The sequence below is a fragment of the Rhodococcus sp. P4_F3_2 genome, assembly GCF_056401335.1.
The window spans coordinates 510,116-534,984 of sequence record NZ_JBFUJN010000001.1 but is presented as its reverse complement, the minus strand read 5'-3'; the positions used below and the strand labels follow the sequence as shown (position 1 = coordinate 534,984).

Genomic DNA, 24,869 nt, shown 5'->3' with positions numbered 1-24,869 from the left:
CCCGACATGATGTCGGGGGCCGAGCGTCGTTTGCGCCAGGCCTTGTGAGCTACCACACCGGTGGTCGGATCCGAGGTCATCTCGCCCTGCGTGTCCTGCCGAGTCCATGGTCACGAATGAATTACAGTTGAGCGCGGCGCAAAGTCGCGAGCCGGCGCGATAAGGAGGTCAATGTGCGAGAGCTTCGAGTGATCGGACTTGAACCCGATGGATCGCATGTGGTGTGCGCAGATGCTGAAACCGGCCAGAAATTCCGGCTTCCCGCCGATGACAAACTTCGTGCAGCTTCCCGCGGAGACGTGGCTCGACTCGGCCAGATTGAGATCGAAATGGAAAGCCAACTCCGTCCCCGCGAAATTCAGGCGCGCATTCGTTCCGGTGCTTCCGTAGAGCAGGTCGCCGAAGAAGCGAAGATCCCCATCAGCAAGGTCGAGCGCTTTGCGTACCCCGTTCTGCTCGAGCGTTCCCGCGCCGCGGAAATGGCGCAGGGCGGACACCCGGTGCGCGACAACGGCCCGACGGTTCCCACCCTCTCCGAAATCGTGACCCACGCATTCCGCGCCCGCGGCCACAGCATCGACGAGGCCACCTGGGATGCCTGGCGCGACGAGGACAATCAGTGGGTCGCGCAGTTGCAGTGGCAGGCCGGCCGCACCACCAACGCCGCACACTGGCGCTACCAGCCCGACGCGCACGGCGGAACGATCGTCGCACTCGACGACGCGGCATTCGACTTGATCGATCCCGACTTCGGTCGCCCGCTCCGCGGCCTGGTACCGGTGGTTTCGAACGAGCCGCAGCAGCTTGAACTGTCCCGATTCGACGTCGAACCGGTGGCGGAGATCGAGCCGGAGCCCGCAGCAGTTTCCGAGCGAACAGCAGTTTCCGAGCGGACAGCAGCTTCCGAGCGAACGGTGGTGGCGGAACGAATCGTGGCGCCCGAGCCGATTGCTGTCGAGCCGGAAACAGTCGTCGACGAAGAGGTTCCCGAGCCTGCACCGGACGTGACCCCGAAAACCGCTCCGCAGCAGACGCAGACCAAGGACAAGCGCGGACGGCCTGCTCTTCCCTCGTGGGACGACGTACTCCTCGGGGTCCGCAGCAGCGGTCGCTGACCCGAAGGAAAGTATTCTTCTTTCGAGCGAGGCTGAGGAGAGAGGGCTGCCGGTGGCTGCACGGGTATCGACGATCTGGTTTCTGGGCGGCGCAGACGCTCGCACCGAATTGAGCAAGTACCCACAGCCGGATCAGACCGAGGCGCTGAAAATCGCCATGTCGCTGTACCCGGACAAGGAGTTCGAGTCTCTCGGTCCTCAGCCGCTGTCGATGGCCGCGACGGTGAGCCCCGGCTACGTCTTCGTCGGCGCGTACGGCCGAGTGAGCGTCGTCTGCAGCTCCGAACTCAGCACATTTGTCCCCTCGAAACTACCTGAGTCCTGGCACCTTTCGGCCGAGGGTGGCTCGACGCTGTTGATCAGCTCCGTCCCCGAAACCGCGCAGGGTTCGTTTGCACTGTGGGAGAACGGCGAGCTACGACGCTCGTTCAGTGCCATCCCGATCGACATCGTCGAGAATCTGGGGATCCCGCAGACGTGGGAACTGGAATTCTGGGCCGGCAACCATCCCCTGCGTTACCCGCCCGGGATCCTGCCCGATCCGCAGTCACTTCCGTTCCACCCGCAGCAGTTCGCGGAGTCCGCCAACCTCGAGTGGCTGGGATTCCGATACACCGGCGCGCCGCGAGAACACGAACTCGACACAACGCAGATTCTCCTGTGGGGCTTCAAGATTCACCGCCCCGGCGAGGCACCCAAACCTGCGCCCCCAGCTCCCGTACCGGTACCCGAGCAGGCGCCGACAGAGATACCCATGCCCGAAAACACGCCGCCGATCCACGACGCACCCGTGGCCAAGCCGCGCGGTCGCCTCGCCCGGTACTTCGGGTTCAAGTAGCGCGAACAAGCATCACACAGTCACGCGGCTATCGCTGCGATCCACCCGAGCGGAACGCCGACTACCGCGCCGTAGACCACCCATCGCCACACGGGGACGGCTCGCCAGCGCCACACGGTCGGCGCAAGTCCGCCTACCGCAATGATATTGACGACAACCGCCAGGAGCACGTTCACGTTGCCGAGCGCGATGCAGAACGCCGCGACGGCGCTGGTCGAGAGCATCGCGGCGAATACCGACACCGCGATTCCGGTGAACCAGGGCGTGCGGTCCAGAGTCACCGGCCGGTCCTGACACGTTCGTAGAAGGCCATCGCCGCTGCGGTCGCGACGTTGAGCGAATCGGTACCAGGTGCCATCGGTATCTTGGCACGAATGTCGGTGGCCCGCATCGCATGTTCGGTCAGACCTGGCCCCTCGGCGCCCAGCAGTAGCGCCACCTTCTCCCCGGTCATCGCATCGGCCAAAGTGACCGCTTCCGGATTCGGAGTCAAGGATATGAGCTGAAAACCGTTGCCACGCAGCTCATCCAAGTCATGTGGCCACTTTGCCACATGCGCGAAGGGCACTCGCAGCACGTGCCCCATCGACACACGGACCGACCGCCTGTACAGCGGGTCAGCACAACCCTTCCCGAACAGAACGGCGTCGACGCCGAGCCCTGCAGCGTTGCGGAACATCGAGCCGAGGTTCTCGTGATCGTTGACGCCTTCGAGGACCACGACGGTCTTTGCGTCCTTCAGCACGTCCGAGACCGCGAGTGGCGCCGGGCGCGCTGCTGCAGCGAGGACGCCACGGTTCAGGTGGAATCCGACGACCTCGGCCATCACTTCGGCGCTCGTACGGTAGAACGGCACGTCCACACCGTCGAGATCGTCAGCGAGCTCCAGGAGCCGTCGTTCGACGCCGAGAAGACTGATCGGCTGGAACCGCGACGTCAGCAGTCGCTGAGTGACGAACACTCCTTCGGCGATGACCAGCCCCTTGCCCTCCGGCAGGTCGGGGCGCCGATCCGAGGAGTTGAGATCGCGAAAGTCATCCAACCGGGGGTCGGCGGGATCTGAGATGTCGATGACGTGAACCACGGGTCTATCGTGCCGTACGCACCGCGGGCCCCCGTCACTACTCCCGACCTAGCGCAGCAGCGTAGCGAAATGCGCGTCGAGCACCTGGCTGATCACCTGCGGATTGGTTCGCTCGGGATTGTCGACGCCGTGCGACGCGAGCCCGTCGGCGAGCGCATGCAACCTCATCGCCTCGATGTCGACCGAAGCGTCCGGCTGCAGGAATCCTGCATCATGTACGGCCTCGACAAATGTTCGATAGTGCTCGAACAGCGTCCGGTCCGTCTCGTCACGCACTGCCGTCAACGTCGAATCGGTCTGGGCGGCAGCAGCAAACGCCTCCCAGACCTGCATTTCTTCACGCCGATCTTCGTCGAGGGGAACGAACTGATCGGTGAACTGGCGGATCGCGCGGCGGATGTCGGGATCGAAGTCGATGCCGGCGATTCTCTTCTCCACTCGGACGGTCACGAGCGTCATCGCGAACAGCAAGAGTTCAGACTGCGTCGCGAAGAAGTGCCTTAGCGACCCCGTCGACATCTTCGCCTCGTCCGCGACGGCCCGGACGCTCGCGCTCGCCACACCATCACGACGGATCACACGCCAGACAGCCTCGGCGATCTCTTCCCGTCGCTCATCGGGGCTGCTTCGTTTCACCACTTCACAAAGCTAACACAGTTGTGCTAGTTTTCGATCACTAACACAGTCGTACTAGAAATGAGCTGATGTCATGATCGTCCATCTGATCATCGCGTGCGAAATCATGTTCTGGGTGTTCATCGCCGCCGGTCTCGCCGCCCGCTATCTGCTGCGCCGCAAGACGCTGGGTGCCGCACTGCTCATCTGCGCACCCCTGGTCGACGTCGTCCTGCTCGTCGCCACAGCCCTCGATCTTCGGGGCGGCGGCGAGGCGAACTTCACCCACGGGCTTGCTGCGGCCTACATCGGCTTCTCCGTTGCGTTCGGGCACAGTCTCATCTCCTGGGCCGACGCCAGGTTCGCCTACCGATTCGCCGGCGGCCCGGCTCCCGTCGCACCACCCGAGTACGGGAGTGCGCGAGCACTGCGCGAATGGCGCGAGTTCGGCAAAGCCGCGATCGCCTGGGCCATCGCGTGCGGACTTCTCGGCGCAGCCATCTTCCTCGTCGACGACCCCGCCCGCACGGGAGCCCTCGACGGATGGATCAGCAAGCTGACAGTGGTGCTGGGAATCTGGGGAGCAATCGCCCTGAGCTACACGGTGTTTCCCAAGCGCGAGAAGGTCACGGCGCGCGGCTAGCCTCGACTGCCTGTTCGGTCGCGTCGCACACGATCACCGGACGCAGGACGAACACCGGCAACCTGCCACCGTCTTCCGGCCTCGCAAGACGAAGTTTCAGCCCTTCGCTACGTAGCAGGTACACCCCGGCCACTGTGCCTGAGACGAGCGAGATCACTCCGCCCACGATCAAAGGCGCACGGGGATCCACGGAGTCGGCGAGCCAACCAAGCAGCGGACTTCCCAGCGGTGTGCCACCGAGGAAACTGAGCATGTAGATGCCCATCACCCGCCCACGCATCTCGGAGGGGACCGACATCTGCAGGATGTTCATCGCGGACGTCGTGAACGTCAACGTCAGTGCGCCCGTGGGAATCAACATCAGCGCCACCAACGCGTAGGTAGGCATCAATCCCACCGCGACCTCGAACACGCCGAAAGCCACTGCGGCACCGAGGAACGTCCGCAACCGCGGCGCTTCCTTGCGCCTTGCGGCATACGCAGCGCCTGCAAGGGTTCCCACGGCAAGCGTCGTGGACAGCAGTCCGTAACCGTCGGCTTCGAGACCGAACGTGTTGCGCGCCATCACCGCCAGGCTGATCGCGAAGTTCAGGCCGAACGTCGAGACCATGAAGACGGACACCATGATCACCCGAAGGTCCTTGCGACCCCACACATATCGGAACCCGTCGCGCACCTGCCCCTTGGTACGCGGCGCCGGTTCGGACGGGATCAGCTCCTTCTTGTTCATCAGGTACAGCGCGATGAGGACCCCACCGAACGTCGCGACGTTGAGCAGGAACACCCATCCAGTTCCGATCAGGTTGATCAAAACACCCGAGATGGCCGGACCGACGATGCGGGCCGTGTTGAACGTCATCGAGTTGAGCGCGATGGCATTGGACAGGTGTTCCTTGCCCACCATTTCGATAGTGAACGACTGACGCACCGGTGCGTCGAGCGCCGAGACACAGCCGAGGGCAAAGGCGATCAGGAAGACGTGCCACAACGCGACGAGCCCACCGACGTCCAACAGACCCAACACCAGTGCGCATACCGCACTCGCCCACTGCGTGAAGATCAGGATCCGACGCTTGTCGTACCGATCGGCCAGCACCCCACCCCACACCGACAGAAACAGCGTCGGACCGAACTGCAAGGCCATGACGATGCCCACCGCCAACGCGTTGCCGTCCGAGAGCGTCAGTACCAGCCAGTCCTGGGCAATACGTTGCATCCACGTGCCGACCAGAGAAACAATCTGTCCGGAAGCCCAAAGGCGGTAGTTGCGGTTGTGGAGCGCGGCAAACATGCCGGAATCGGGGTCTCGGGGCACCCCACCATCTTGCCCCTCGAGTAATTCGTTTGGGCAACGACCTCTATGTAGCGGAGCTACGCGACGTCTCAGTAGCTGAGCTACACGACTTCTAACTCGCGGAACTACTCCGTCTTGTTGACCATCTCCGTGATGATCCCGACGGCACCGCGCAGCGTCGCGAGTTCTTCGCCACCCAGCCCGGCCAGCTGCTCGTTCATCCACGCCTCACGCGCATGGGTCTCGTCCGCGAGCAACGCCTGCCCGGCGTCGGAGAGATTCACGATGATCTGACGACCGTCCGTGGGATGCGGCGAGCGCTCGACCAGACCGAGCTCGGCGAGAGAAGCAACAACGCGCGTCATCGACGGCGGCTGAACTTTCTCACGTGCTGCGAGTACGCCAGGGGTCATCGGGCCGTACTGATCCAGGCTCGCCAAAGCGGACAGTTGCGTCAGCGATACCTGAGCGTCGACTCTGCGGCCGCGCAGATGCCTGGTGAGACGCACTACAGCCAGGGAAAGATCGCTGGCCAGCGCACGAGTTTCGGTGGTCACGCGTCAGACAATACGTCAAGAGCTGGCCGGTAGCTCACGTAATCGAATACCGGTCAACCCTGATTTCACGTAAGGGCGTCGGTAATGGGTCCGACAGTGAAGTAGGCCACAAAAAGTGCCGCCACGATCCAGAGCAACGGGTGGATCTTCTTGATACCACCGCTGGCAGCGTGCAGGACCACCCATGAAATGAAGCCGACACCGATGCCGTTGGCGATCGAGTAGGTGAACGGCATGACGATCATGGTCAGGAACGCCGGGAGAGCCACCGAGAACTTGGTGAAATCGATGTCTCGGACCTGTCCGATCATCAGCGCACCGACGACGACGAGGGCAGGCGCAGCTGCCTCGATCGGCACGACGGAGTAGAGCGGCGTCAGGAACATCGCGACGAGGAAGAGCAGTCCGGTCACGACATTTGCCAGGCCCGTGCGGGCGCCTTCGGCGATACCCGACGCGGATTCCACGAACACGGTGTTCGACGACGCCGAAGCGCCACCGCCGACGATGGCACCGGCGCCTTCGACGACAAGCGCGCGACCGACGTTGGGGAGGTTTCCATCCTTGTCGGTCAGGCCGGCTTCCTTACCGAGACCCGTCATCGTGCCCATGGCGTCGAAGAAATTCGCGAGCACGAGGGTGAAGACAAGCAGGCTGGCGGCCAGAACACCGATGCGGGTGAACGCGCCGAAGATGCTGACGTCGCCGACCAGGCTCAGATCAGGCATACCACCGAGCATCTCCGGGATCGCGGGGATGCTGAGGTTCCAGCCCTTGGGGTTGGTTCCGAGCGAGGGTCCGACGTCCGCAACTGCCTCGATGATCGCAGCGAGGATCGTCGTGACAACGATGCCGATCAGCAGTCCACCACGAACCTTGCGCACGACCAGAACACCCATGAGCAGGACACCGAAGATGAACACCACGGTCGGCCACGAAGCGATCGAGCCGTTGATTCCGAGTCCGACGGGAACCGTCGTACCGGCGGCATCGGGGATGCGGCGGACGAATCCGGCGTCGACCAGTCCGATGAAAGCGATGAACATGCCGATACCGGCCGCGATCGCGGACTTCAATGCCGAGGGAATCGCATTGAACACCGCAGTTCGGAAACCGGTGAGTGCCAACAGAACGATGATCACACCGTCGATGACCACCAGGCCCATCGCCTCGGGCCAGGTGACCTGAGGTGCGATGGTGACGGCGAGCAGGCTGTTGATGCCGAGACCCGCGGCGATGGCAAACGGATAGTTGGCAACGAGACCGAAGACGATGCTCATCAGGCCGGCAACCAGAGCGGTGACCGCAGCCACCTGGTTGACCGGAAGGATGTTGCCGAGAACGTCGGTCTTCGCTGCAGCGTCGTCAGCCGAGAAACTGCCGAGGATCAGGGGGTTGAGGACCACGATGTAGGCCATCGCCACGAAGGTGACGACACCGCCGCGAACCTCGGTCGAGATCGTCGACCCTCGTTCGCTGATCTTGAAATAGGTGTCGAGGATCTTGCCGGGTGCCGCCATGTTTGTTCTTTCCCCATCGCTGTAGGTCGCCGTGTGCCGGCGCACATGAAGCCGGTCGCACTAGGGAGAGTAGGCCACCGGGGTACGGGTAGCGTTAATTTTGTGACGGAGACTCGCAACACAACCAGCCTGATCGGCAAATTGTCCGCACCCGCGCCGGCACTGATCATCGGCACCGCGTTGTGGGTGGTCGCCACGATCGTGGTCGCGGTGAGCGGCGATCGTTGGTCGGATGCACTCCCGATCTGTTACGCGGGTATCGGAGTCGGCTTCCTCGGCCTCGCTCTGTTCTCCATTCAACGACGCGCAGCTGTGCGCGGTGACAAGGGCGCACAACAGGGCGCCGGTCTGGTCGACTGAGCAGGTCGATTCACCCTTTAAGTATGGTAAGCCTACCCTGCACTCTAGTGTCGGTCTTAGCTTGTCAATGCTGAAAGGAACCACGTAACCGTGAAGATCTCCCACCGAAATCGTTGGAAAAGCCGAGGACGTTGGACGAGACTGACATCCGTTGCTCTGGTCGCCCTGGTCGGCACAGCACTCGTCTCCTGCAGTTCGGACGACGACGCAGCAAGTAGTTCGTCGAGTTCCGGTGGCGGCGCCTTCCCCGTCACGATCGATCACGCTTTCGGCAGCACCACGATCGATTCCGAACCACAACGGATCGTCACCGTCGGTTACAACGACGAGCAGGCTCTGCTGGCCTTGGGCATCAAGCCCGTCGGAATGGTCAATCAGTACCCGGGCGAGCCGGACGTCAACCGCACGTGGCCGTGGGTCACCGGCCCTTGGGGCGGAACCGAACCGACCGTCGTCGGCAGCAATCCCGAAACCACGATCAGCGTCGAAAAGATCGCTGCGCTCGAGCCCGACTTGATCCTCGCGCTCTACTCGAGCATCGACAAAGACCTGTACAGCACACTTTCCGCGATCGCCCCGACCGTCGCGAAGGATCCGGCCTACGGCGACTACGCAACTCCGTGGCAGATCACGACGAAGACCGCAGCGAAGGCAGTGGGTCGCGAGACCGACGGCGCGAAGTTGGTCGCCGATATCGACAAGCAGTTCTCCGACGCCAGACGCGCTCACCCGGAATTTGCAGACCAGACCGCGGTGATCATCAGCGTCGACACGACCCCGGAGTTCTACGCCTTCTCCTCCGAGGACGCCCGCGGACGGGTCCTCGGCAGTCTCGGATTCAAACCTGCTCCCGCGGTCGAGGCATTGATGAACGGTGAGTTCTACGCGCCCATCTCCACCGAGCGACTAGATCTCCTCGACGTGGACCGTCTCGTTGTCATCGGCAATCCCGATGCCGCCCAGGCGGTCCGAAACAATCCGGGCTTCCAGCAACTCGACGTGGTCAAGAACAATCGCGTCGTCTACGTCAACGACGATCAGGCCCCGCAGGTCGGTGCGGCCCTGACCGCGAGTTCAGCACTGAGCTTGCCGTGGGCGACAAGCCAACTACTCGCCGAACTCACGAAGTAACCAGCGCCTGGCGCTTCCTGATCTGCGCAGTTCCCCAGATCCACACTCCGGCCCACACCATCCCGAACGCCCAGCCTGCCAGCACATCGGTCATCCAATGGGCAGCCAGGTAGACGCGGGAGAATCCGACAGCGATCGTGTACAGGCCGAGGCTCGCGAGCATTGCCATCTTCGCGAGCCTCGGCAAAGCAAGCCGAAGAATCACTGCGGCAACCGAAGTCGCGAGTATCGCGCTCATCATCGCGTGGCCCGACGGGAACGAATACGAATCGATTTCGATCAAACGCTCCGGCAGGGGTGGACGGGTTCGCGTGAAGATGCGCTTCAATCCGCTCATCACGAGCAGACCGGTCAACATCGATCCGGCGATCAGCAGAGCTTCCGTTCGGAGCCCCCGAACCAGAAGCACGATCGTGAGCAGCGTCGCGATCAGCCACGACGCGAGAGTTCCGCCGCTGTCGGTGATGACGTCGACCACGTCCACGAGCCACGCCGTCCGCTGGCTCACTGCACTGTCGAGTACCCACTGATCAAAAGACATCTGCCCTCACATCCCTTGCGGCAGAGTCCACGTGCGCATCACGTGATGAATGCCGTCCGAGTCCACCCACCACGGCACGGTCACTGTCGCCTCCACCGCTCCTGTCAGTTCCACCGACAGTTCGTGATGGATCACTACCTCGCCGCCGGGAACCTCACGGCCGAGGGCTGCGAAGCCGAGAACTGCCTGTGGTTCGTTCGCCCACGTCGTCACAACGCCGGTGCTGCTCACTCGTCCGTGAACGGATGTGGACGCCGTAGCGACGTCGAGCAGATCTGCCAGTGCGTCAGCTGTCTCGAAGCTACCGAGCACCACTCGTTGTGCAGGCAGTGCCGCTCCCAGCCACGGTCGGTCGAGAACAAGGGCGTCGCCGGGATCGACCAGATCGCCGGAAAGGCCTCGCACGAACGGCGGCAGGTGCAGTTCCTCCAGGTCGAGAACCCGTCGCTGCGCTGCCTCACCCAGCAGTCGGTGCGTCCGCGCGACGACGGCGGAGGCCGGCATCCGTAGTGGGTCGGCAAGCCGATCGAGTAGCAGCTGAGCCAGTTCCGGATCGTCGACGGTATCGGATGCCAGTAATCCGGAGAAGAATCCGGCGTCGGGGTGTTCGGCAGCATCGAGTAATCCCTCGAAGGTGCGATCGCCCGGAGCGCGCAGCAAGCCAAGCACCTCACCGCCGAGTTCGGCATTCGAACGCAACCACCACGCTGTGTATCCACGACGGTCGGTGAGCAGCGCCCGCGTCGCCGGCGACTCGACCAGCAGCGACAGCGCCTGCGGCCAGCGGTCTTCGTCCACGAGATCGAGATCGCGCACGGCTTCGATGTATTCGGGGTCCTCGTCGAGGGTGTCCCACCATGCGTCTTCGGCGTCGAGATCGTGATCGGGGCCGGACGGCAATTCCTCACGGACCACCGTGAAACCCCACCCGACACCGACTACCCGTAGCGCCTGCTCCCCCACCCGCTGAACAAAATCAGCGTCGACGATGCCGAAGGGAGAATCCTCGACCAGGACGCTTGCAAGGGGAGCTCCCGGAAGCAGAAGTTGGTCGGCGGACCGCAATTCGCCCTCCGAATCAGGAAGCAGCACTTCACCGATCCACGACGGCAGCGCCCCTGGCGCCACGTGGGCCGCCAATCCGAGCACCACTTGCGCCAACTCCGTCGCTACCGAATCATCCTGATCCGCAGCATCTTCGATCAATGCTCGCAGTGCCGGATCGGACAGCAGGTCGGTGGCACTCGCGGTCTGTGCTCCCAATCGAGACAGCAACGGGTGCGCCGCGACAGGATGAACCAACCTCGTCCACTGCACAGACGGTGCGTCTTCGCCCAGTTCGACGCCGACGACGACGGTCCGCGGTCCGGTCACCGTTCGTCCATCGGAGAGCGGAACCGGCAGTGTTCCAAGCTCTTCCACCGCAAGAGTGTCGATCACCAAGGGCTCGAGAGCCGAATAGAGTCGATTCCACCACTTCGGTTCACGTTCCAAGCCGCTGAGCAGTTCGGCGATGCGTGCGAGCCCGATGCGGTGCGTCGACACCGCCGCGAGTGCTCGCTCGTGCTTGGGGCCGGAGAGCTCGGGGACGACCAGGCCGCCGATGATGTCGGTGAGCAACTCGGCGAGGTCATCACTGAGCCCGGGCACCACGGATGCTCGCTGCGGCGCGCGGTCGGGTTCACCGACCACCGGAAGCCACTCGTTTTCCTGCAGCTCCTTCAGAAGCGCTTCGCGCAGAAGCGAATCGGTTTCGCTGCGGGCAAAGGCAGGGATCGGGACGAGTGCCGTTCGCTGCCGAGGAGGTAGTGCAGCAAGGAACTTCGCGTACCCCTCGGCAAGCGGAGCGATCGGTGCTGCGGGCATGAGGCGTCGCCGATCTGGTTGCATTGCAATGTCGGCAATGATGATCGCGGGGATCGACAGTTCCTCGTCGGATCGGGTCGGGGCCCGCAGCACGTCGTCTGCGACCGGCTCGACGACCCCGTCGCGGACCGGCACCAACCACCGTGCATTCGGCGCCGAGTACTGCCACCACGTGCGATCTCCGATGACCACCTCGACGAGACCGGAATCCAGCACTCGTTCCGATCGCCGAAAAGTCTTCTCACCCAGACGAATTGATCCGAGAGCCGGGAGTTCGAGCAGCAGGTCGACCGCCTCACGAGTCATCTGCGAAAGCAGCGCCGCGGCATCGACGTCCGGCCGAAGCGTCAGCACCACCTCCGAATCGGCACCGTCGCTCGGCAATTCGCCAGACGGCCACACCAAACGAAGTACGGGGACACCGGTTTCCGGCACGGGGAGTTCGCGAGACTCGATCTCGCGCAGAGTTTGCGAGGCAGAGAATCGAATCGATCCCGTCGACGAGCGCAGTTCCACCTCGTCACCGACCGAGAGAACTGCCGAGAATCCGACTCCGAACCGTCCCGTCACGCCTTCGTCGGCGTCGACCTTGTTCGACGCACGCAGCGCCGTGAGTGCGTGAACGCCGGATTCGTCCAGCGGACGGCCGGTGTTCGCGACGGTCAGCGTCCGACCGTCCACGTCCACCCACAAAGAGCCCTCGACGCCCTCGCGTGCAGCTGCATCGGCAGCGTTCTGCGCCAGTTCGGTGAGCAGACGGTCGCGGTACCCGGCCTTCGCGAGGTCGGATTCCGCAGCCGCGTCTTCACGCAATCGCGTCGGAGATTCCGACCACGCGCGCAGCGTCGCCTCGCGGAGTGCGTCCGTGCCGAACGGATCTTCTACTCGGTGGATACCGAATCCTCAACTGCAACAACGCTCGACGGGCGAGCGGGCACCGCAATCAGCTCGACTGCTCCGTCGTCGAATGCGTCGAACTGCGGCGAGCCCGCACCGAGCGGCAAGCTGGTGTCCGAATGCGCGCCACAGCCGTAGGACACGCTGACCACCCGGCCGTCTGCGGAGAGTTCGTTGCCGCACACGCCGAACGCTGCGTGCAGCGAACCTGCCAGTGGAAGGAAGAATCCACACAGCCCACACGTCGACGGGGCAGCCTTGGCCATCTCCGACTCCGGGCCGAAGTCACCGTCGAACCAACGCTGCGCGGCATCGAGTCGGCCCTCGAGGCTCATGACCTGTTTGCGGCCTAGCCCGATTTCGAGAGCTACCTCGTCGACTTCCGGGTCACCGGTGGCGACGTAGCCGGGAACGAGCCGAGGATCCTCGGCCGGCGGGGCGAGTAGGTCACCGACGGAGAGATCGCCGGGACGAATCCGCTGATCCCATGGCAGCCATTCCGGCGCAACCAACGCGTCGGGACCCGGCAGCAGCGCCAACTCACTGACAGTTGCGCGGGTGTCCTCCGGTCCGGCAGCGACGACAACCGCCCACTGCCAACCGCGGTATCCGGGAATGTCTGCTGCAAATCGATGGGTGGCGGCAAATTCGTCCTCCGACGTCACGCCGAGGTATGCCCCCACACCGCCTTCATGCAGGTCGACGACTGCCGTTCGGGCAAGCTCGACCGCATCGGCCAGTACTGGGCGCGGCACTGCACGCTCTGGAGAAGTAGCAACACTCACTCCTCCAGTTTGCCGCACCACCGCAAGTCCGCAACGCACTGGGCTGCCATGCTGGGCAGATGAGTAGGTCACACGCCAATTCCGTGCGCACTTTTGCAGTGGTCGCCGTGATCGCGTCAGCCCTGGCGGGGTGCTCCGATTCCCCCGGTGCTCCCGACAGCCTCACGTCCGAAACCGGCTCCGTCGAGATCGTTCGAGTGTCCGCGCACGATCCCGACGCGTTCACGCAGGGCCTCGAGATCGACGGAAACCGGTTGTACGAAAGCACCGGACGCGTCGGGCAGTCCTGGGTGCGCTCGAGCGAGATCTCCGACGAGCAGTCCCCCGCTTCGGGACCGGAAGTTGCGCGTGCCGATCTCGACCCGCCGTTGTTCGGTGAGGGCATCACGGTCGCCGGAGACACACTGTGGCAACTCACCTGGAAAGACGGCGTCGCCATCGCCCGTGACAAGGACACCTTGACCGAACGTGGGCGGTTCCCACTCGACACCGAGGGATGGGGAATCTGTTCGCTCGGGGATCGGCTGGTCTCCAGCGACGGTTCGGCCACGTTGACCTTTCGCGATCCCGAAACCTTTGCGCCGATCTCGACAGTCGACGTCACCAGATCTTCGGAGTCCGTCGGCAAGCTGAACGAATTGGAATGCGCCGAAGACGGCTCCGTCTACGCCAATGTCTGGACCACGGACACCGTCGTCCGAATCGACCCGGCGGACGGCACCGTCACGAACGTGTACGACGCATCGGCTCTACGCGAAGAACTCGTCACGGATGGATCGACCAGCACCGTCGACGTTCTCAACGGCATCGCGCAGATTCCCGGTACCGATCGATTCCTGCTCACCGGCAAGTATTGGCCGCAGATGTTCGAAGTCCGTTTTGTTAACTGAGTCCGACATGACACAGGACTCGCAGGGGTGTGCGTGGTAGCCGCGCCGACACTAGGACAGAATTGAGTGGTGACCGGACCGCGCGAACCCTACGACCCCGAAACTCGGCGAATCCACGACGAGCCGGAGGGGCAACAGGTGCACCCCGGTTACGACAATTACCCACCCGCGGCCCGCCCGGACAACTACCCGCCTTCGGCTCGCCCCGCTGCGCGTCGCACGCCGTTGCCGCCGCTGCACCCGATCCCCGAATCACGGGGAGACTCGGATTCCGCGTCCGGTTCGAAGGCACCGGGTGCGGACGCCCCCAAGGCTCCCCCGATGCCTCGCAAGCTCACCGTCACCCGCGTCGCAGCGATGCGCAGCCGCGAACTGACGAACAAGGGCATCGCGACCTTCCAGCGCGCAGCGAAGGCCGACGGCGCGGACAAGTCCGGTCTGACCGCTCTCACCTACGCAGTGATGACGAACAACGCCACCGACGCCGCGATCTCCGTCGCCCTTGCGAACACGCTGTTCTTCTCGGCTGCGACGGGTGAGGACAAGACCAAGGTCGCGCTCTATCTCCTGATCACGATCGCACCGTTCGCGGTCATCGCACCGCTCATCGGTCCGATGCTCGACCGGTTGCAGCGCGGCCGCCGCATCGCACTCGCGTCGTCGTTCGGAATCCGGACGCTCCTCGCAGTGATCCTGGTCTTCAACTTCGACAGTTGGATCCTCTATCCGGCCGCGCTCGGCATGATGGTGCTCAGTAAATCGTTCTCGGTACTCAAGAGTGCGGTGACACCACGCGTCCTACCACCGGAAATAGACCTGGTGCGCGTCAATTCGCGTCTGACGGTCTTCGGGTTGATCGGCGGAACGATCGGCGCCGGCGCCGTCGCGGGTGCGCTCGCGCTCGCTTTCGGTTCCACCGGAGCCTTGTGGTTCGCCGTCGCCGTCACCGTCTTCGGCGCATATCTGAGCATGCGAATCCCGTCGTGGGTCGAAGTCACCGAGGGTGAGGTTCCCGCGACCATCACCTACCACCCGGACGAGGCGCACCACGCCGGCAGCGCCCCACCACAGCCGAACGCGAAACCGGCCAAGGTCCGACAGCCTCTCGGACGCGCCGTGATCATCGGACTCTGGGGCAACGGCACCATTCGCGTGCTCACCGGCTTCCTGACGCTCTACATCGCGTTCGTCGCCAAATCACGCACCGATCACGAGCCGCTCCAGCAAGCCATGATGCTCGGCCTGGTCGGCGCAGCGGCCGGTCTGGGAAACTTCGCCGGAAATGCCACGGGTGCGCGCCTCAAGCTCGGCCGGCCCGCACTGATCGTGCTCCGGTGCACTGCGTCGGTCTGGATCATCGCGGTGATCGCAGCGCTGACGGACAACCTGATGACCGCTGCGCTGGCCACACTCGTAGCCTCCGCCGCCAGCGCACTCGCAAAGGTCTCACTCGACGCGTCACTCCAGCACGACCTGCCCGAGGAATCGATCGCGTCCGGATTCGGCAGATCCGAGACGGTTCTGCAGTTGAGCTGGGTACTCGGCGGCGCATTGGGGGTTCTGCTTCCGACCGAATACTGGATCGGGTTCACTGTTGTATCGGTGTTCCTGACGATCGGGCTTCTACAGACCTTCCTGAGCTACCGAGGAAGCAGCCTCCTGCCCGGCCTCGGCGGGAAGCGACCCGATCTGGCCGAACAAGAAGTGACCGAAGTGATTTACACCGGTAAATCCAACCGAGGACAAGGAAGTACTCCGCAGTGATGATGCGCTCGAGAACAAAGAAGATCGTGGCAGCGATCAGTGTCCTGATGGTGGTGGCACTAGTTGCTTACGTCTCCGTTCTTTTCGTGATCATCAAGAACATCAACGACGACCCCGAAAAGCTACCGGTCATCACTGCATACGCACACGGCAAGACGATCGAGACGAACCCTGCCGGGTTCTGCACCATCGATCTGTCCCAGTGCGCCCAGGTGGGCGACATCTATGCCCTCGACGTTCCCGCGGGCTACCCGCTGCAGCTGTCGTTGTCGACGGACGTCTCCGATGCGCAGTGGGCCCTGCTGGCGGTCTACGAGGATGCCGACGGCAACCAGACCGGCGAACCCCGAGTCTTCGAGCCCGGCGAGGCCCTGGCAGTGACGGTCGAATCTTCGAGCGATCCCGTCAAGCAACTCGTCGGCGTCGAAATCCACCTCGCCGTCGGTGAGGGAAGCGAACAAGGACTACTGATCTGGTCGATCAAGACCGCCTGATCCCCGGAAGAACGAAAATGCCCTGCACACCGATTGGTGTGCAGGGCATTTTGTTTCGAAGCCGTGTACGGCAGCTCGAATCGAGCGATCAGGTGTCGAGCTCGCGAGCGACGGCTCGGACGACCTCGGAGATCCGCTGAGCGGTCTTGCGGTCCGGGTACTTGCCGTTGCGCAGATCCGGCTGGACCTTCGCCTCGAGCAACGTGATCATGTCCTCGACCATGCCGTGCAGCTGGTCAGGGGTGTGCTTACGCTCGACGGGCTCACGACGCGTCGCCGTAGCGCCCCGCAACGACGGCGCCGGCTCCAGCACCTTCAGGCTCAGCGCCTGCGGACCGCGGCGGCCCGCAGCCATGCCGAACTCGACGCGCTGGCCGGCCTTCAAGCCTTCGACGCCCTCGGGGAGAGCGGAAGCACGGACGTAGACGTCCTCGCCCTCTTCCTGCGACAGAAAGCCGAAACCCTTTTCGACGTCGTACCACTTCACCTTGCCGGTCGGCACCGCGTTCACCTGCTCATCACTCGACTGGGGCATCTGCCCCAATGTGCTCGGGAGGCTCTCGGAAGAGCCTCATGGCCTTGCTCGCATCGCTTCCGGTGGAAGAATGCAAAAGAACGCGCCCCACACTTGCTTCAGCGGGGCGCGCAGTCTGTTAACAGTCTACCTGTGAAGAACCCGGGTCGGCACCCAGGTTTACAGGCACTATCCTCGTAGGTGTGGACCCTCAACCGAACCCGCGCACTTCCGGCACCGGAAACGGTCTGTTCCGTACGGCGATGGCACTGTTCATCGTCGGATTCCTGGCGATCGTGGCCATCTTCGCAGTCCACATCTTCAGCGACACCCCGCCCGGCCTGGCGTTGTACCTGGTGGCACTCGCGTGCCCGATCGGCTTCCTTCTGGCCATCGTCTACACGCTCAGATCCGGTCGACGCGTGCGCTGATCACCCCCGCCTTCAACCGAAAGGTCACTGACCATGAGAATCCTCCTGAACGTGATCTGGCTGGTGTTCGGCGGCTTCTGGCTGGCGTTGGGTTACTTCGCCGCAGGCATCATCTGCTGCATCCTCATCATCACGATTCCCTTCGGAATCGCGGCATTCCGCATCGGCATCTACGCACTGTGGCCGTTCGGTAAGACCGTCGTCGACAAGCCGACCGCTGGTGTCGGTTCGATGATCGGCAATGTCATCTGGGTGATCATCGCCGGTATCTGGTTGGCGATCGGACACATCGTCACCGCCGTCGCGATGGCGATCACGATCATCGGAATTCCGCTCGCGGTCGCGAACCTGAAGATGATTCCGATCTCGCTGATGCCGCTCGGCAAGGAGATCGTCGACGTGGACCGCGTCAATTATGCATAGCCGTGGACCGCGTCAATTATGCATAGCCGTGGACCGCGTCAATTACGCATAGCCGTGGACCGCGTCAATTACGCGTAAGCGGGCCCGGAGACAGAAGAACCCGACCACAGCAGGTGCTGTGGTCGGGTTCTCTCGTATCAGGTCGGATCAGCGGCCGAGGCTACCGAGTCCGGGGAGGTTACCGAGCGAACCGGTACCCGTTCCCGGGTTGCCCGGATCAACGGGGCCGACCGGACCCTCGGATACCACGATGGTCACACTCGAAACCCGCGAAAGCACGCTCTTCGCAGTGATCTCGACGGTGACGCTGCCGACGGCCGTGGGGGTTCCCGAGATGGTGCCGTCCTGTGCGAGGGACAGTCCGCCGGGCAGAGTGCCGTTGGTGAGCGCAAAGGCCGCCCGGGTATCAGCGGCAGTGAGCTTCTGCGAATACGCCTTACCGACCTGAGCGGCAGGCAGTTCGACGGTCGCGGGTAGCGGGTACGCAGCAACGACGGTCACCTTGCCCCCGTTGGTCGTCGACGCGATGGCGCCGGTCGAGGTGTCGAGCGCGAGGTTTTTGACCTTCTCCAGTGCCGGAACCTTGGTATCGGTCAGAGCGGTGGTGGCGCGGGTCGTCAGATCGACCGACCACAGGTGTCCGTTCATGACGTCCGCGACATATGCAATGCCTGCAGCAGCGTCGACGACCACGCCGTTGGGAATCGCGGTCGGAGACAGCGTGGTCTTCGACAGAACCGCGCCGGCCGGGGTGATCGCCCACAGGTTGGTTGCCCGGGTGTCGGTCATGTAGATGTTGCCGGTCTTCGTGTCGACATCGACGTCGACCGGGTAGAGGTTGTCGGCACGCACGATCGACTTGAGTGCTCCGCCCTTGCGTACGTCCGCCTGCCACAGCGTGCGGCCGTAATTCTCGTCGAAGAAGTTGGTGTCCGCGATGTAGAGGAAGCCGCGGACACTGTCGAAGGCGAGCTTGGTCGGCGTTGCCGACTTGTCGACCAGAATGCTCGACACGGCGTCGGCGGCGTTGGGGTCGACGACTCGGATGTTGCCGGACTTGTAGTCCGAGAAGTACGCGCGGTGTGTTGTGGGGTCGACGACGACATCGTTGATCTGCGGCCGCGAGCCGTCGGGGTTCTTCTCGCTCAGCGTGACCGTCTTTTCGACCTTGCCGGTCTTCGTGTCGACAATCGAGATCGCGCCGCCGTAGGAGGAGGACACGTATGCGCGTCCGAGGTCCGAGTCCACGGCAAGTGCCGACGGGTAACCGACGACACCGTCGATGGTGCCGACGGACTTGCCGGTGTTCGTGTCGACGACGGACAACGAGCTGGTCGGTCCGCCGTACTGCGTGATGTATCCGCGGTGGGTTGCCGAGTCGACGACGATGTCACCGGGCTGGGTTGCGGAATAGCTTCCGACAACACCGTGTGTCGGATCCTCGGGTGAGGCGTGTGCAGCGGGAGCAGTGACGGCCAGGCCGACAGCAGCAGCGGCGACGGCGAGTGACGCGGTGACCGCACGCCGACGGTATTGCAGTTTCATGAGGGGTGCCCTACTTCTTTGGAAGACTCTGCGAACCCTGCCCATTCGGGGCAAGTCAGGCAAACCTAACCTAAGTTTCAATCTCGATGTTGAGACACAGGACACATCTTCGACCTGGATCGGCACACCTCTCACTCGGCCGGAATTCCATTTCCACATAACGTGTGACCTTGCTCACATTACGGATGGATAACGGAACGGACACAACCGGACATTCACTCAGGCACCCCCACCTACCTGGGAAGAGTCTCCTGCGCTTTGTGTGACGCGTTGTACGTCCTTCGCCACGCCGCGTTATCAAATGGTGACACGAGAGACTCGAGCCGTTACCGTCGTTTTCGGCCGGGAAACTCGGCCACCTCCGGCCCGCCGCGCCAAGCCTTGTCCCGCGGGTACCGGACTTCCGACAGAGCATTCCAGGGACGAGGACGGGGGACCCAAAGTCCTCTGTGAGAACAGAAAAGTTCTCCAGTGGACACCGGTTCGATCGCAAGACCGAATCTTGGGGTGAAGCCAGACCCTTTCCAGCCAGGAAAGGCGAGGCCGGGCGACCTCTCAGCCCGAACCCGACAGCTGACCTCGCAGGCGCGTGTGGAGAGGATTTCGACCATCATGAGCGGACGCCATCGCAAGCCCACCACCACCGGTCGCACTGTCGCCAAGGTCGCCGTCACCGGCGCCATCATGGGCGTAGCAGGAATTGYAGCCACCGGAACCGCAAGCGCTRCCCCCGACTCCGACTGGGATCGTCTCGCCCAGTGTGAGGCCGGCGGAAACTGGGCCATCAACACCGGCAACGGTTACCAGGGCGGACTGCAGTTCTCCCCCAGCACGTGGAACGCACACGGCGGCGGACAGTACGCAGCCACCGCAAACCAGGCCACCCGCGAGCAGCAGATCGTTGTTGCCGAGCGTGTTCTCGCAAACCAGGGTTGGGGCGCATGGCCGTCCTGCTCCTCCAGCCTCGGACTGAGCAGCGGCGCCACCGAGCGTTCCGCTCCGGCCACCACGGCTCCTCAGGCAGCTCCGGCTCCGGCACAGCAGGTCGCTCAGACCGTTGCACACCCGGTCGCTGACGCCATCGATCAGGCAATCGCGTTCGCCAAGGCCAACGGCATCCCGGTCGACCCGCAGATCCTCGCAGTCGCTCCGAATCGGTGCGGGCCTTCTTCGTGTCGAGTTGTTATCGGTTGATGACGGTGTGCGGGTGTACGTAAGGAAGTGACTCCACCGGAACCGGAAAGGTGGTGTCCTCGCCGAAGGGTGAAAGTCCACCTGCGCGGGTCGATGACAATTCGGTCACTGCGTGATCTCCGTCTGCAGTTTCCGGCCATCCTGGATCTACATAGTGTTGCTTCGAATTGTTGGCCACGAAGTCATTTTGACAGGACGCCGTTACGCCGTACAGACCAGGTCTCTAATCTGATACCTGATGACCGAAACACGTGGCACCCCGGCGGGCAGTTCCGCAGCCGAAAGTCTGACCGATTGGCTCTCGGCGCGCAGTGACGCCGAGTTGACGGAGTTGCTGCGTCTGCGCCCCGATCTGGCCGTACCGCCGCCGAGCACGATGGTGGTTCTCAGTGGTCGGGCGCAGCAACGCGCGTCGGTCAGCCGAGCGGCGGACGAACTCGACACCCTGGATTTCGGTCTTCTCGAATTGTTGGCACTGGCCGGCGCCGAGGAAACTCCGATGACGCGGGCGGAGCTCAACAGTGCAATCGCCGAACGCGCCCTGACCGGCAAGGGCAAGGTCACCAAGAAGGCCGTCGACAAGTCACTGTCGAAGATGCGTGAGTCCGCCCTCGTCTGGGGTGTCGATCCCATCAGCGTCGTCCCGGCAGTCATCGGGATGATTCCGTGGCGTGTGGGGCGAGCCCTCGAACCTGCCGAGGCGATGACCGAGACCGAGATCTCGGCAGCCCTCGACGCTCTGGACACCCGCGAGCGGGATCTCCTCGAGACTCTCGCCAACTCCAGCCCGATCGGTCGCACCCGCGACGCCGCCCCCGGAACGCCGCCTGAGCGCCCGGTTCAGCGACTGCTGGCGGCCGGCCTGCTGCGGTGGCTCGACGAGCAGACCGTCGAGCTTCCGGCGACGGTTCGTCAGGTCATCCGCGGCGAGCCGGTTTTCGATCCGACGACGCTGACCGCACCCGTCATCGGGGGCGACAAACTCAAACCCGCGGACGTGAACGCCGCAGCGGCCGGCGAGGCGCTCGAGTTGGTACGCCAATGCGAGAGCGTGATCGCTGTTCTGGGCGCAGCACCGGCCCCAGCACTGCGAGCAGGTGGACTCGGTGTTCGAGAACTACGACGCGTGGCCAAGACGGCCGATCTCGACGAAGCGCGAGTGAGCCTGCTCGTCGAATTGCTCTCGGCAGCCGGACTCATCGCCAGTGGAACGCCCGACCCGGCGCCGGTCTCGGACAACGCGGACGAATACTGGACGCCCACACTCGCCGTCGACGGCTGGCTCAACGCGTCCACAGCGCGTCGGTGGGAGGTGCTGGCGTCCGCCTGGGTCGACGTACCGCGAGTTCCGTGGATGATCGGGCTGAGGGATTCCACCGACAAGCCCATCGCGGCGCTGTCCGAGGAAGGCCGGGCCCCGGCGGCTCCGCGCGATCGCCAGGCCATTCTGGGGCTACTCTCCGAACTCGACAGTGGCCAGACTGCATCGGCCGTCGAGGTAAGTCGACTACTGGCGTGGCGACGCCCGCGATGGAGCGGGCGCCTACGGACGTTCGCAATCGAGCGGACTCTGGACGAGGCCGAGGCCCTCGGGCTGGTGGCCCGCGGCGCGTTGTCGTCACCTGGACGAGCTTTGCTGCACGGCGGGGACGCCGAAGCCGAAATGCAGTCCGCGCTACCCGAGCCCATCGACTACATCCTGGTCCAGGCAGATCTGACTCTGGTTGCGCCCGGCCCGCTCGTACCGGACCTGCTCGAGCAGGTGAGCCTGGTCGCGGACATCGAGTCGGCAGGATCGGCGTCCATGTACCGCATCAGCGAGGACAGCGTGCGTCGTGCGCTCGACGCCGGTCTGACGGCCACCGAACTGCATGCGATGTTCGCCTCGAAATCGAAGACGCCTGTTCCCCAATCACTTTCGTATCTGATCGACGATGTCGCCCGTCGACACGGGCGACTGCGTGCCGGAGTGGCGGCGTCGTTCATTCGATGTGAGGACGCGTCACTGCTGGCGGAGGTCCTCGCTTCGGCGGTGGCGGAGCCCCTGGCATTGCGCGCCTTGGCTCCCACAGTCGCGATTTCGCAGGCCCCACTGCGCGAGGTCCTGGCCGAGCTGCGCGCAGCCGGATTCGCGCCGGCAGGTGAGGACTCCTCGGGCACGTTGGTCGATCTCCGCCCACGCGGGGCGCGTGTACCGAACCGTCGCAGCCGACCGGCGTCGCGAATGCCCGCAAGCCCGTCGGCGGATCAATTGGCGTCGTTGGTCCGCACGATGCGAGCAGGTGACCGCGCTTCCGCCCCGGGCCGTGGTGGTGTCCGGACGGACGGTTCGAGGGAGAACAATGCCGCCACCATCGCGTTACTGGCCACAGCGGCCCGGGACAATTCGAGCGTCAACATCGGCTATGTCGACGCTCAGGGGGTAGCGACTCATCGCATCGTCGACCCCGTCAGCGTGGGTGGCGGACAGCTGGACGCCTTCGACCCGGCAAGTGGTGCCGTACGCCGTTTCACGTTGCACCGCATTACTTCCGTCAGCCCCGTCGACTCCGGAAAAAAGTAGCAGAAAAGAAGCAACTGGCTTTTTTCTGTAAATGAAGTATGGTCGAGGTCAGTTTGTGATTGCCACTTCGAAAAATGAGGAGCGACAATGGCTGACAAGGCGCCGGGAAAGAACATGAAGAAACCCGCTCAGTCGATCAAGGAACGCCGCGCGGAAAAGCGGGCGAAAACTACGGAGTCTTCCGAGTTCATTCGTAAGCGGAAGCGGAGCTGACAGCACAGTCCAGAGGAAGACGAGCTGACTGCGAAGCTGACCAATGCCTGCCTCCACCGACACCCTCGTGCACCTGCACGAAACATTCAACCTGTTCAAGTCACGTAGTCGAGGAACTGATGCACGCTCGCGCGGCTACGCAGCGGGCATGACCCTGGCATCACTGTGTGTCCTCGACGAACACGCTCGGCAATCCGGAATACTTCTTTCGGATTTACCGCAGAAAGAGAATCAACCATCGTGAAAAGAACAATCCACACCCTGGACCGTATTCAGACGAGACTCGAATCGGAGCTTGATTCCACTCCGGGTGATTCCGAAAAGAATATCGGTTATAGATCCGGAATTTCCGAAGCTATTACTCATGTAATGGAAATGCGGAAGTCAGTGGTCGCGCAGAAATAGGAGGCGCATCAGTTAGGCGCTCATCCCAATAACTGTCGCACTCCACCCACCAGAAAGACGACCTGGTCCTCGTAGAAGTCGGCAAGTCGCTCCGGCGCGAGCGGCTTGCTGCTTCCGCTCCAATCGTCCGCTCGGCTCAACGCCTGGAGGAAGCCCATCAAGGCAACCGCCCAGCGAGTCTCGAGCCTTTCGGGATCGGTAGCAGGAAAGGTACGACGGACCTGGTCGAGAAGATGATCACGAAGGTGCATCTCGGTCGCCTCGAGGGCTGGATGGCCCGGTCGTGACATCTGCGGCTGCGAAATCTGCGTGACGATTCTGATCCATCGCATTCCCCGCGTGCGATGGCGAAGAAGCAGTGTCTTGTATGGCGCCGTGACGGCCCGCACCAACGCTTCGACCGTCGGCGGCTCCTTGTCGGCGGCTAGGGCGTCCACGTTCGCGCTGATCTGATCTCGCACCGACGTTCCCATGTCCAACAGCACCGCGGCGACCAGATCCTCCTTGGTGCCGAAATGGTAGTGGACGGACGACGGTCCGAGACCGGCCGCCGCGTTGACCGCGCGCAGCGAAACTGCATCCAATCCCTCTGTCGCGAAAAGCCGTTCAGCAGTTTTGAGCAAACGCAGACGTGTCACGTCGCCTTGACGGTTCTGCCGGGAGTCGGTCATACGAACGAGCTTCGCACGGGCTCGCCGAACTTCTCCGAAGCGCTGACCGCGGAGTCAGAGTGATTCACGGTGTGCTCGCACCCTGTTGTCGCGATCGACCCAGCCGTGGGCGCGCGCGTAGTCCACCATCGCGGAGAACTTCTGCTTCCACTGCGCGTTTCCGACCTGGGCCGCGACGGCTTGTTCCAGGTGAGCAATGTCGAGCCAGACATGATCGTCCTCGAGTTCCCCCCACGGTTCCAATGCCCGACTCAGAGTCGCGGATTGATCGTCGCCGCCTACGACGACCGAGAGACTGGTGAAATCGTCGACCCCGTTCAGTTCGACGGTCGAGGAGGTGGGGGTGATTGTGACGTCCAGTTGCATGACCTCTTCAACGCTCCTTCTCAAAATGCCTGGTTCAGTTGATCGACTTGGAACAACCTTAGACGACATGACTACGCCAGATAGCGTTGAGCTACAAGTGATTACCAACCTCCCACTGTGCGGGAGATTCAACTTATTGGATCAGTTGAT

Annotated in this window: 27 protein-coding genes and 1 riboswitch; of the genes, 13 read left to right on the top strand and 14 right to left on the bottom strand. The window is 63.3% G+C overall.

The features are described 5' to 3' along the window. Nucleotides 1–173: 173 nt before the first annotated feature. Together sepH and AC1DWA_RS02600 are read left to right on the top strand one after the other, a co-directional pair. On the top strand, nucleotides 174–1,115 hold the full coding sequence (gene sepH, locus AC1DWA_RS02605; RefSeq protein WP_019744919.1) for a septation protein SepH: 942 nt from the start codon (nucleotides 174–176) through the stop codon (nucleotides 1,113–1,115). A gap of 52 nt (nucleotides 1,116–1,167) precedes the next feature. Next, complete coding sequence (locus tag AC1DWA_RS02600; protein ID WP_019744920.1) at nucleotides 1,168–1,953, top strand: DUF6928 family protein; 786 nt, start codon at nucleotides 1,168–1,170, stop codon at nucleotides 1,951–1,953. 20 nt (nucleotides 1,954–1,973) lie between these two features. Here the strand turns inward: AC1DWA_RS02600 and AC1DWA_RS02595 are convergent, their stop codons facing one another. The 3 genes from AC1DWA_RS02595 to AC1DWA_RS02585 are packed head-to-tail and all read right to left on the bottom strand — an operon-like array spanning nucleotide 1,974 to nucleotide 3,676. Beyond that, nucleotides 1,974–2,234, bottom strand: a complete 261-nt coding sequence (locus AC1DWA_RS02595; RefSeq protein WP_020908790.1) for a DUF2537 domain-containing protein — start codon at nucleotides 2,232–2,234, stop codon at nucleotides 1,974–1,976. Beyond that, the gene (locus tag AC1DWA_RS02590; RefSeq protein ID WP_019744922.1) at nucleotides 2,231–3,037 is read right to left on the bottom strand and encodes a TrmH family RNA methyltransferase; all 807 of its coding nucleotides are present in this window, start codon (nucleotides 3,035–3,037) and stop codon (nucleotides 2,231–2,233) included. The genes AC1DWA_RS02595 and AC1DWA_RS02590 overlap by 4 nt, the downstream gene beginning before the upstream one ends. Nucleotides 3,038–3,085: 48 nt before the next feature. Next, the gene (locus tag AC1DWA_RS02585) at nucleotides 3,086–3,676 is read right to left on the bottom strand and encodes a TetR/AcrR family transcriptional regulator (RefSeq protein ID WP_029256019.1); all 591 of its coding nucleotides are present in this window, start codon (nucleotides 3,674–3,676) and stop codon (nucleotides 3,086–3,088) included. Nucleotides 3,677–3,746: 70 nt separating this feature from the next. On the opposite strand from AC1DWA_RS02585, the gene AC1DWA_RS02580 reads away from it, so the two are divergent. Beyond that, entirely contained in the window at nucleotides 3,747–4,295 is a 549-nt protein-coding gene (locus AC1DWA_RS02580) for a hypothetical protein (RefSeq protein WP_029256020.1), read from the top strand. Here AC1DWA_RS02580 and AC1DWA_RS02575 read toward each other — a convergent pair. From AC1DWA_RS02575 to AC1DWA_RS02565, 3 genes are all read right to left on the bottom strand, one after another. Beyond that, entirely contained in the window at nucleotides 4,279–5,586 is a 1,308-nt protein-coding gene (locus tag AC1DWA_RS02575) for an MFS transporter (protein ID WP_007733487.1), read from the bottom strand. The genes AC1DWA_RS02580 and AC1DWA_RS02575 overlap by 17 nt on opposite strands. A gap of 128 nt (nucleotides 5,587–5,714) precedes the next feature. Then, the gene (locus tag AC1DWA_RS02570; protein WP_019744926.1) at nucleotides 5,715–6,146 is read right to left on the bottom strand and encodes a MarR family winged helix-turn-helix transcriptional regulator; all 432 of its coding nucleotides are present in this window, start codon (nucleotides 6,144–6,146) and stop codon (nucleotides 5,715–5,717) included. A 65-nt stretch (nucleotides 6,147–6,211) separates the two neighbouring features. Next, nucleotides 6,212–7,666, bottom strand: coding sequence for an NCS2 family permease (locus tag AC1DWA_RS02565; protein ID WP_020970489.1), 1,455 nt, complete (start codon nucleotides 7,664–7,666; stop codon nucleotides 6,212–6,214). 102 nt (nucleotides 7,667–7,768) lie between these two features. Here AC1DWA_RS02565 and AC1DWA_RS02560 point away from each other — a divergent pair, with 102 nt between their 5' ends. Together AC1DWA_RS02560 and AC1DWA_RS02555 are read left to right on the top strand one after the other, a co-directional pair. Continuing rightward, complete coding sequence (locus AC1DWA_RS02560) at nucleotides 7,769–8,026, top strand: DUF2530 domain-containing protein (protein ID WP_019744928.1); 258 nt, start codon at nucleotides 7,769–7,771, stop codon at nucleotides 8,024–8,026. 90 nt (nucleotides 8,027–8,116) lie between these two features. Next, nucleotides 8,117–9,157: an iron-siderophore ABC transporter substrate-binding protein gene (locus tag AC1DWA_RS02555; protein ID WP_477846847.1), complete on the top strand. Its 1,041-nt coding sequence runs from the start codon at nucleotides 8,117–8,119 to the stop codon at nucleotides 9,155–9,157. Here AC1DWA_RS02555 and AC1DWA_RS02550 read toward each other — a convergent pair. The 3 genes from AC1DWA_RS02550 to AC1DWA_RS02540 all read right to left on the bottom strand — a co-directional run bounded on the left by AC1DWA_RS02550 (nucleotide 9,147) and on the right by AC1DWA_RS02540 (nucleotide 13,267). Next, on the bottom strand, nucleotides 9,147–9,698 hold the full coding sequence (locus tag AC1DWA_RS02550; protein ID WP_069146458.1) for a phosphatase PAP2 family protein: 552 nt from the start codon (nucleotides 9,696–9,698) through the stop codon (nucleotides 9,147–9,149). The genes AC1DWA_RS02555 and AC1DWA_RS02550 overlap by 11 nt on opposite strands. A 6-nt stretch (nucleotides 9,699–9,704) precedes the next feature. Then, nucleotides 9,705–12,377, bottom strand: a complete 2,673-nt coding sequence (locus AC1DWA_RS02545; RefSeq protein WP_477846846.1) for a sacsin N-terminal ATP-binding-like domain-containing protein — start codon at nucleotides 12,375–12,377, stop codon at nucleotides 9,705–9,707. A gap of 68 nt (nucleotides 12,378–12,445) precedes the next feature. Beyond that, nucleotides 12,446–13,267, bottom strand: a complete 822-nt coding sequence (locus AC1DWA_RS02540) for a DUF3027 domain-containing protein (RefSeq protein WP_019744932.1) — start codon at nucleotides 13,265–13,267, stop codon at nucleotides 12,446–12,448. A gap of 38 nt (nucleotides 13,268–13,305) precedes the next feature. On the opposite strand from AC1DWA_RS02540, the gene AC1DWA_RS02535 reads away from it, so the two are divergent. From AC1DWA_RS02535 to AC1DWA_RS02525, 3 genes are all read left to right on the top strand, one after another. Then, nucleotides 13,306–14,136, top strand: coding sequence for a glutaminyl-peptide cyclotransferase (locus AC1DWA_RS02535; RefSeq protein WP_477846845.1), 831 nt, complete (start codon nucleotides 13,306–13,308; stop codon nucleotides 14,134–14,136). 69 nt (nucleotides 14,137–14,205) lie between these two features. Next, entirely contained in the window at nucleotides 14,206–15,900 is a 1,695-nt protein-coding gene (locus AC1DWA_RS02530) for an MFS transporter (protein WP_030244200.1), read from the top strand. 26 nt (nucleotides 15,901–15,926) lie between these two features. After that, on the top strand, nucleotides 15,927–16,394 hold the full coding sequence (locus tag AC1DWA_RS02525; protein WP_225989529.1) for a DUF2771 domain-containing protein: 468 nt from the start codon (nucleotides 15,927–15,929) through the stop codon (nucleotides 16,392–16,394). A gap of 88 nt (nucleotides 16,395–16,482) precedes the next feature. Here the strand turns inward: AC1DWA_RS02525 and AC1DWA_RS02520 are convergent, their stop codons facing one another. Then, the gene (locus tag AC1DWA_RS02520) at nucleotides 16,483–16,896 is read right to left on the bottom strand and encodes a cold-shock protein (protein WP_007733502.1); all 414 of its coding nucleotides are present in this window, start codon (nucleotides 16,894–16,896) and stop codon (nucleotides 16,483–16,485) included. A gap of 215 nt (nucleotides 16,897–17,111) precedes the next feature. Here AC1DWA_RS02520 and AC1DWA_RS02515 point away from each other — a divergent pair, with 215 nt between their 5' ends. Next, a complete protein-coding gene (locus AC1DWA_RS02515; RefSeq protein WP_003940194.1) occupies nucleotides 17,112–17,339 on the top strand; it encodes a hypothetical protein in 228 nt (75 codons plus the stop codon). 33 nt (nucleotides 17,340–17,372) lie between these two features. Further along, nucleotides 17,373–17,762, top strand: a complete 390-nt coding sequence (locus tag AC1DWA_RS02510; RefSeq protein WP_003939919.1) for a YccF domain-containing protein — start codon at nucleotides 17,373–17,375, stop codon at nucleotides 17,760–17,762. Between the two features lie 147 nt (nucleotides 17,763–17,909). Here AC1DWA_RS02510 and AC1DWA_RS02505 read toward each other — a convergent pair whose 3' ends face one another. After that, entirely contained in the window at nucleotides 17,910–19,307 is a 1,398-nt protein-coding gene (locus AC1DWA_RS02505) for a YncE family protein (protein ID WP_477846844.1), read from the bottom strand. Nucleotides 19,308–19,701: 394 nt separating this feature from the next. Beyond that, nucleotides 19,702–19,911: riboswitch (cyclic di-AMP (ydaO/yuaA leader) on the top strand. A gap of 8 nt (nucleotides 19,912–19,919) precedes the next feature. Between AC1DWA_RS02505 and AC1DWA_RS02500 the strand changes: the two genes are divergently transcribed. Further along, entirely contained in the window at nucleotides 19,920–20,501 is a 582-nt protein-coding gene (locus tag AC1DWA_RS02500) for a transglycosylase family protein (RefSeq protein ID WP_477916457.1), read from the top strand. Here AC1DWA_RS02500 and AC1DWA_RS02495 read toward each other — a convergent pair. Continuing rightward, nucleotides 20,491–20,679 (bottom strand): hypothetical protein, encoded by a 189-nt coding sequence (locus AC1DWA_RS02495; RefSeq protein ID WP_019744939.1) that lies wholly within the window; start codon nucleotides 20,677–20,679, stop codon nucleotides 20,491–20,493. The two genes, AC1DWA_RS02500 and AC1DWA_RS02495, sit on opposite strands and share 11 nt — an antisense overlap. 60 nt (nucleotides 20,680–20,739) lie before the next feature. On the opposite strand from AC1DWA_RS02495, the gene AC1DWA_RS02490 reads away from it, so the two are divergent. Then, complete coding sequence (locus AC1DWA_RS02490; RefSeq protein WP_477846843.1) at nucleotides 20,740–23,064, top strand: helicase-associated domain-containing protein; 2,325 nt, start codon at nucleotides 20,740–20,742, stop codon at nucleotides 23,062–23,064. Between the two features lie 87 nt (nucleotides 23,065–23,151). Continuing rightward, nucleotides 23,152–23,277 (top strand): hypothetical protein, encoded by a 126-nt coding sequence (locus AC1DWA_RS02485; RefSeq protein ID WP_019744941.1) that lies wholly within the window; start codon nucleotides 23,152–23,154, stop codon nucleotides 23,275–23,277. Nucleotides 23,278–23,702: 425 nt separating this feature from the next. Here the strand turns inward: AC1DWA_RS02485 and AC1DWA_RS02480 are convergent, their stop codons facing one another. Then, entirely contained in the window at nucleotides 23,703–24,353 is a 651-nt protein-coding gene (locus AC1DWA_RS02480; protein ID WP_020908803.1) for a TetR/AcrR family transcriptional regulator, read from the bottom strand. 54 nt (nucleotides 24,354–24,407) lie between these two features. Next, nucleotides 24,408–24,719 (bottom strand): hypothetical protein, encoded by a 312-nt coding sequence (locus AC1DWA_RS02475; RefSeq protein WP_269577010.1) that lies wholly within the window; start codon nucleotides 24,717–24,719, stop codon nucleotides 24,408–24,410. Nucleotides 24,720–24,869: the final 150 nt, after the last annotated feature.

What these genes read in the sequence shown, in the direction of transcription:
- AC1DWA_RS02580 (WP_029256020.1), top strand. Translation starts at nt 3,747, where the DNA reads ATGATCGTCCATCTGATCATCGCGTGCGAAATCATGTTCTGGGTGTTC.
- AC1DWA_RS02575 (WP_007733487.1), bottom strand. Translation starts at nt 5,586, where the DNA reads ATGTTTGCCGCGCTCCACAACCGCAACTACCGCCTTTGGGCTTCCGGA.
- AC1DWA_RS02565 (WP_020970489.1), bottom strand. Translation starts at nt 7,666, where the DNA reads ATGGCGGCACCCGGCAAGATCCTCGACACCTATTTCAAGATCAGCGAA.
- AC1DWA_RS02550 (WP_069146458.1), bottom strand. Translation starts at nt 9,698, where the DNA reads ATGTCTTTTGATCAGTGGGTACTCGACAGTGCAGTGAGCCAGCGGACG.
- AC1DWA_RS02535 (WP_477846845.1), top strand. Translation starts at nt 13,306, where the DNA reads ATGAGTAGGTCACACGCCAATTCCGTGCGCACTTTTGCAGTGGTCGCC.
- AC1DWA_RS02510 (WP_003939919.1), top strand. Translation starts at nt 17,373, where the DNA reads ATGAGAATCCTCCTGAACGTGATCTGGCTGGTGTTCGGCGGCTTCTGG.
- AC1DWA_RS02505 (WP_477846844.1), bottom strand. Translation starts at nt 19,307, where the DNA reads ATGAAACTGCAATACCGTCGGCGTGCGGTCACCGCGTCACTCGCCGTC.
- AC1DWA_RS02490 (WP_477846843.1), top strand. Translation starts at nt 20,740, where the DNA reads ATGACCGAAACACGTGGCACCCCGGCGGGCAGTTCCGCAGCCGAAAGT.
- AC1DWA_RS02485 (WP_019744941.1), top strand. Translation starts at nt 23,152, where the DNA reads ATGGCTGACAAGGCGCCGGGAAAGAACATGAAGAAACCCGCTCAGTCG.
- AC1DWA_RS02480 (WP_020908803.1), bottom strand. Translation starts at nt 24,353, where the DNA reads ATGACCGACTCCCGGCAGAACCGTCAAGGCGACGTGACACGTCTGCGT.
- AC1DWA_RS02475 (WP_269577010.1), bottom strand. Translation starts at nt 24,719, where the DNA reads ATGCAACTGGACGTCACAATCACCCCCACCTCCTCGACCGTCGAACTG.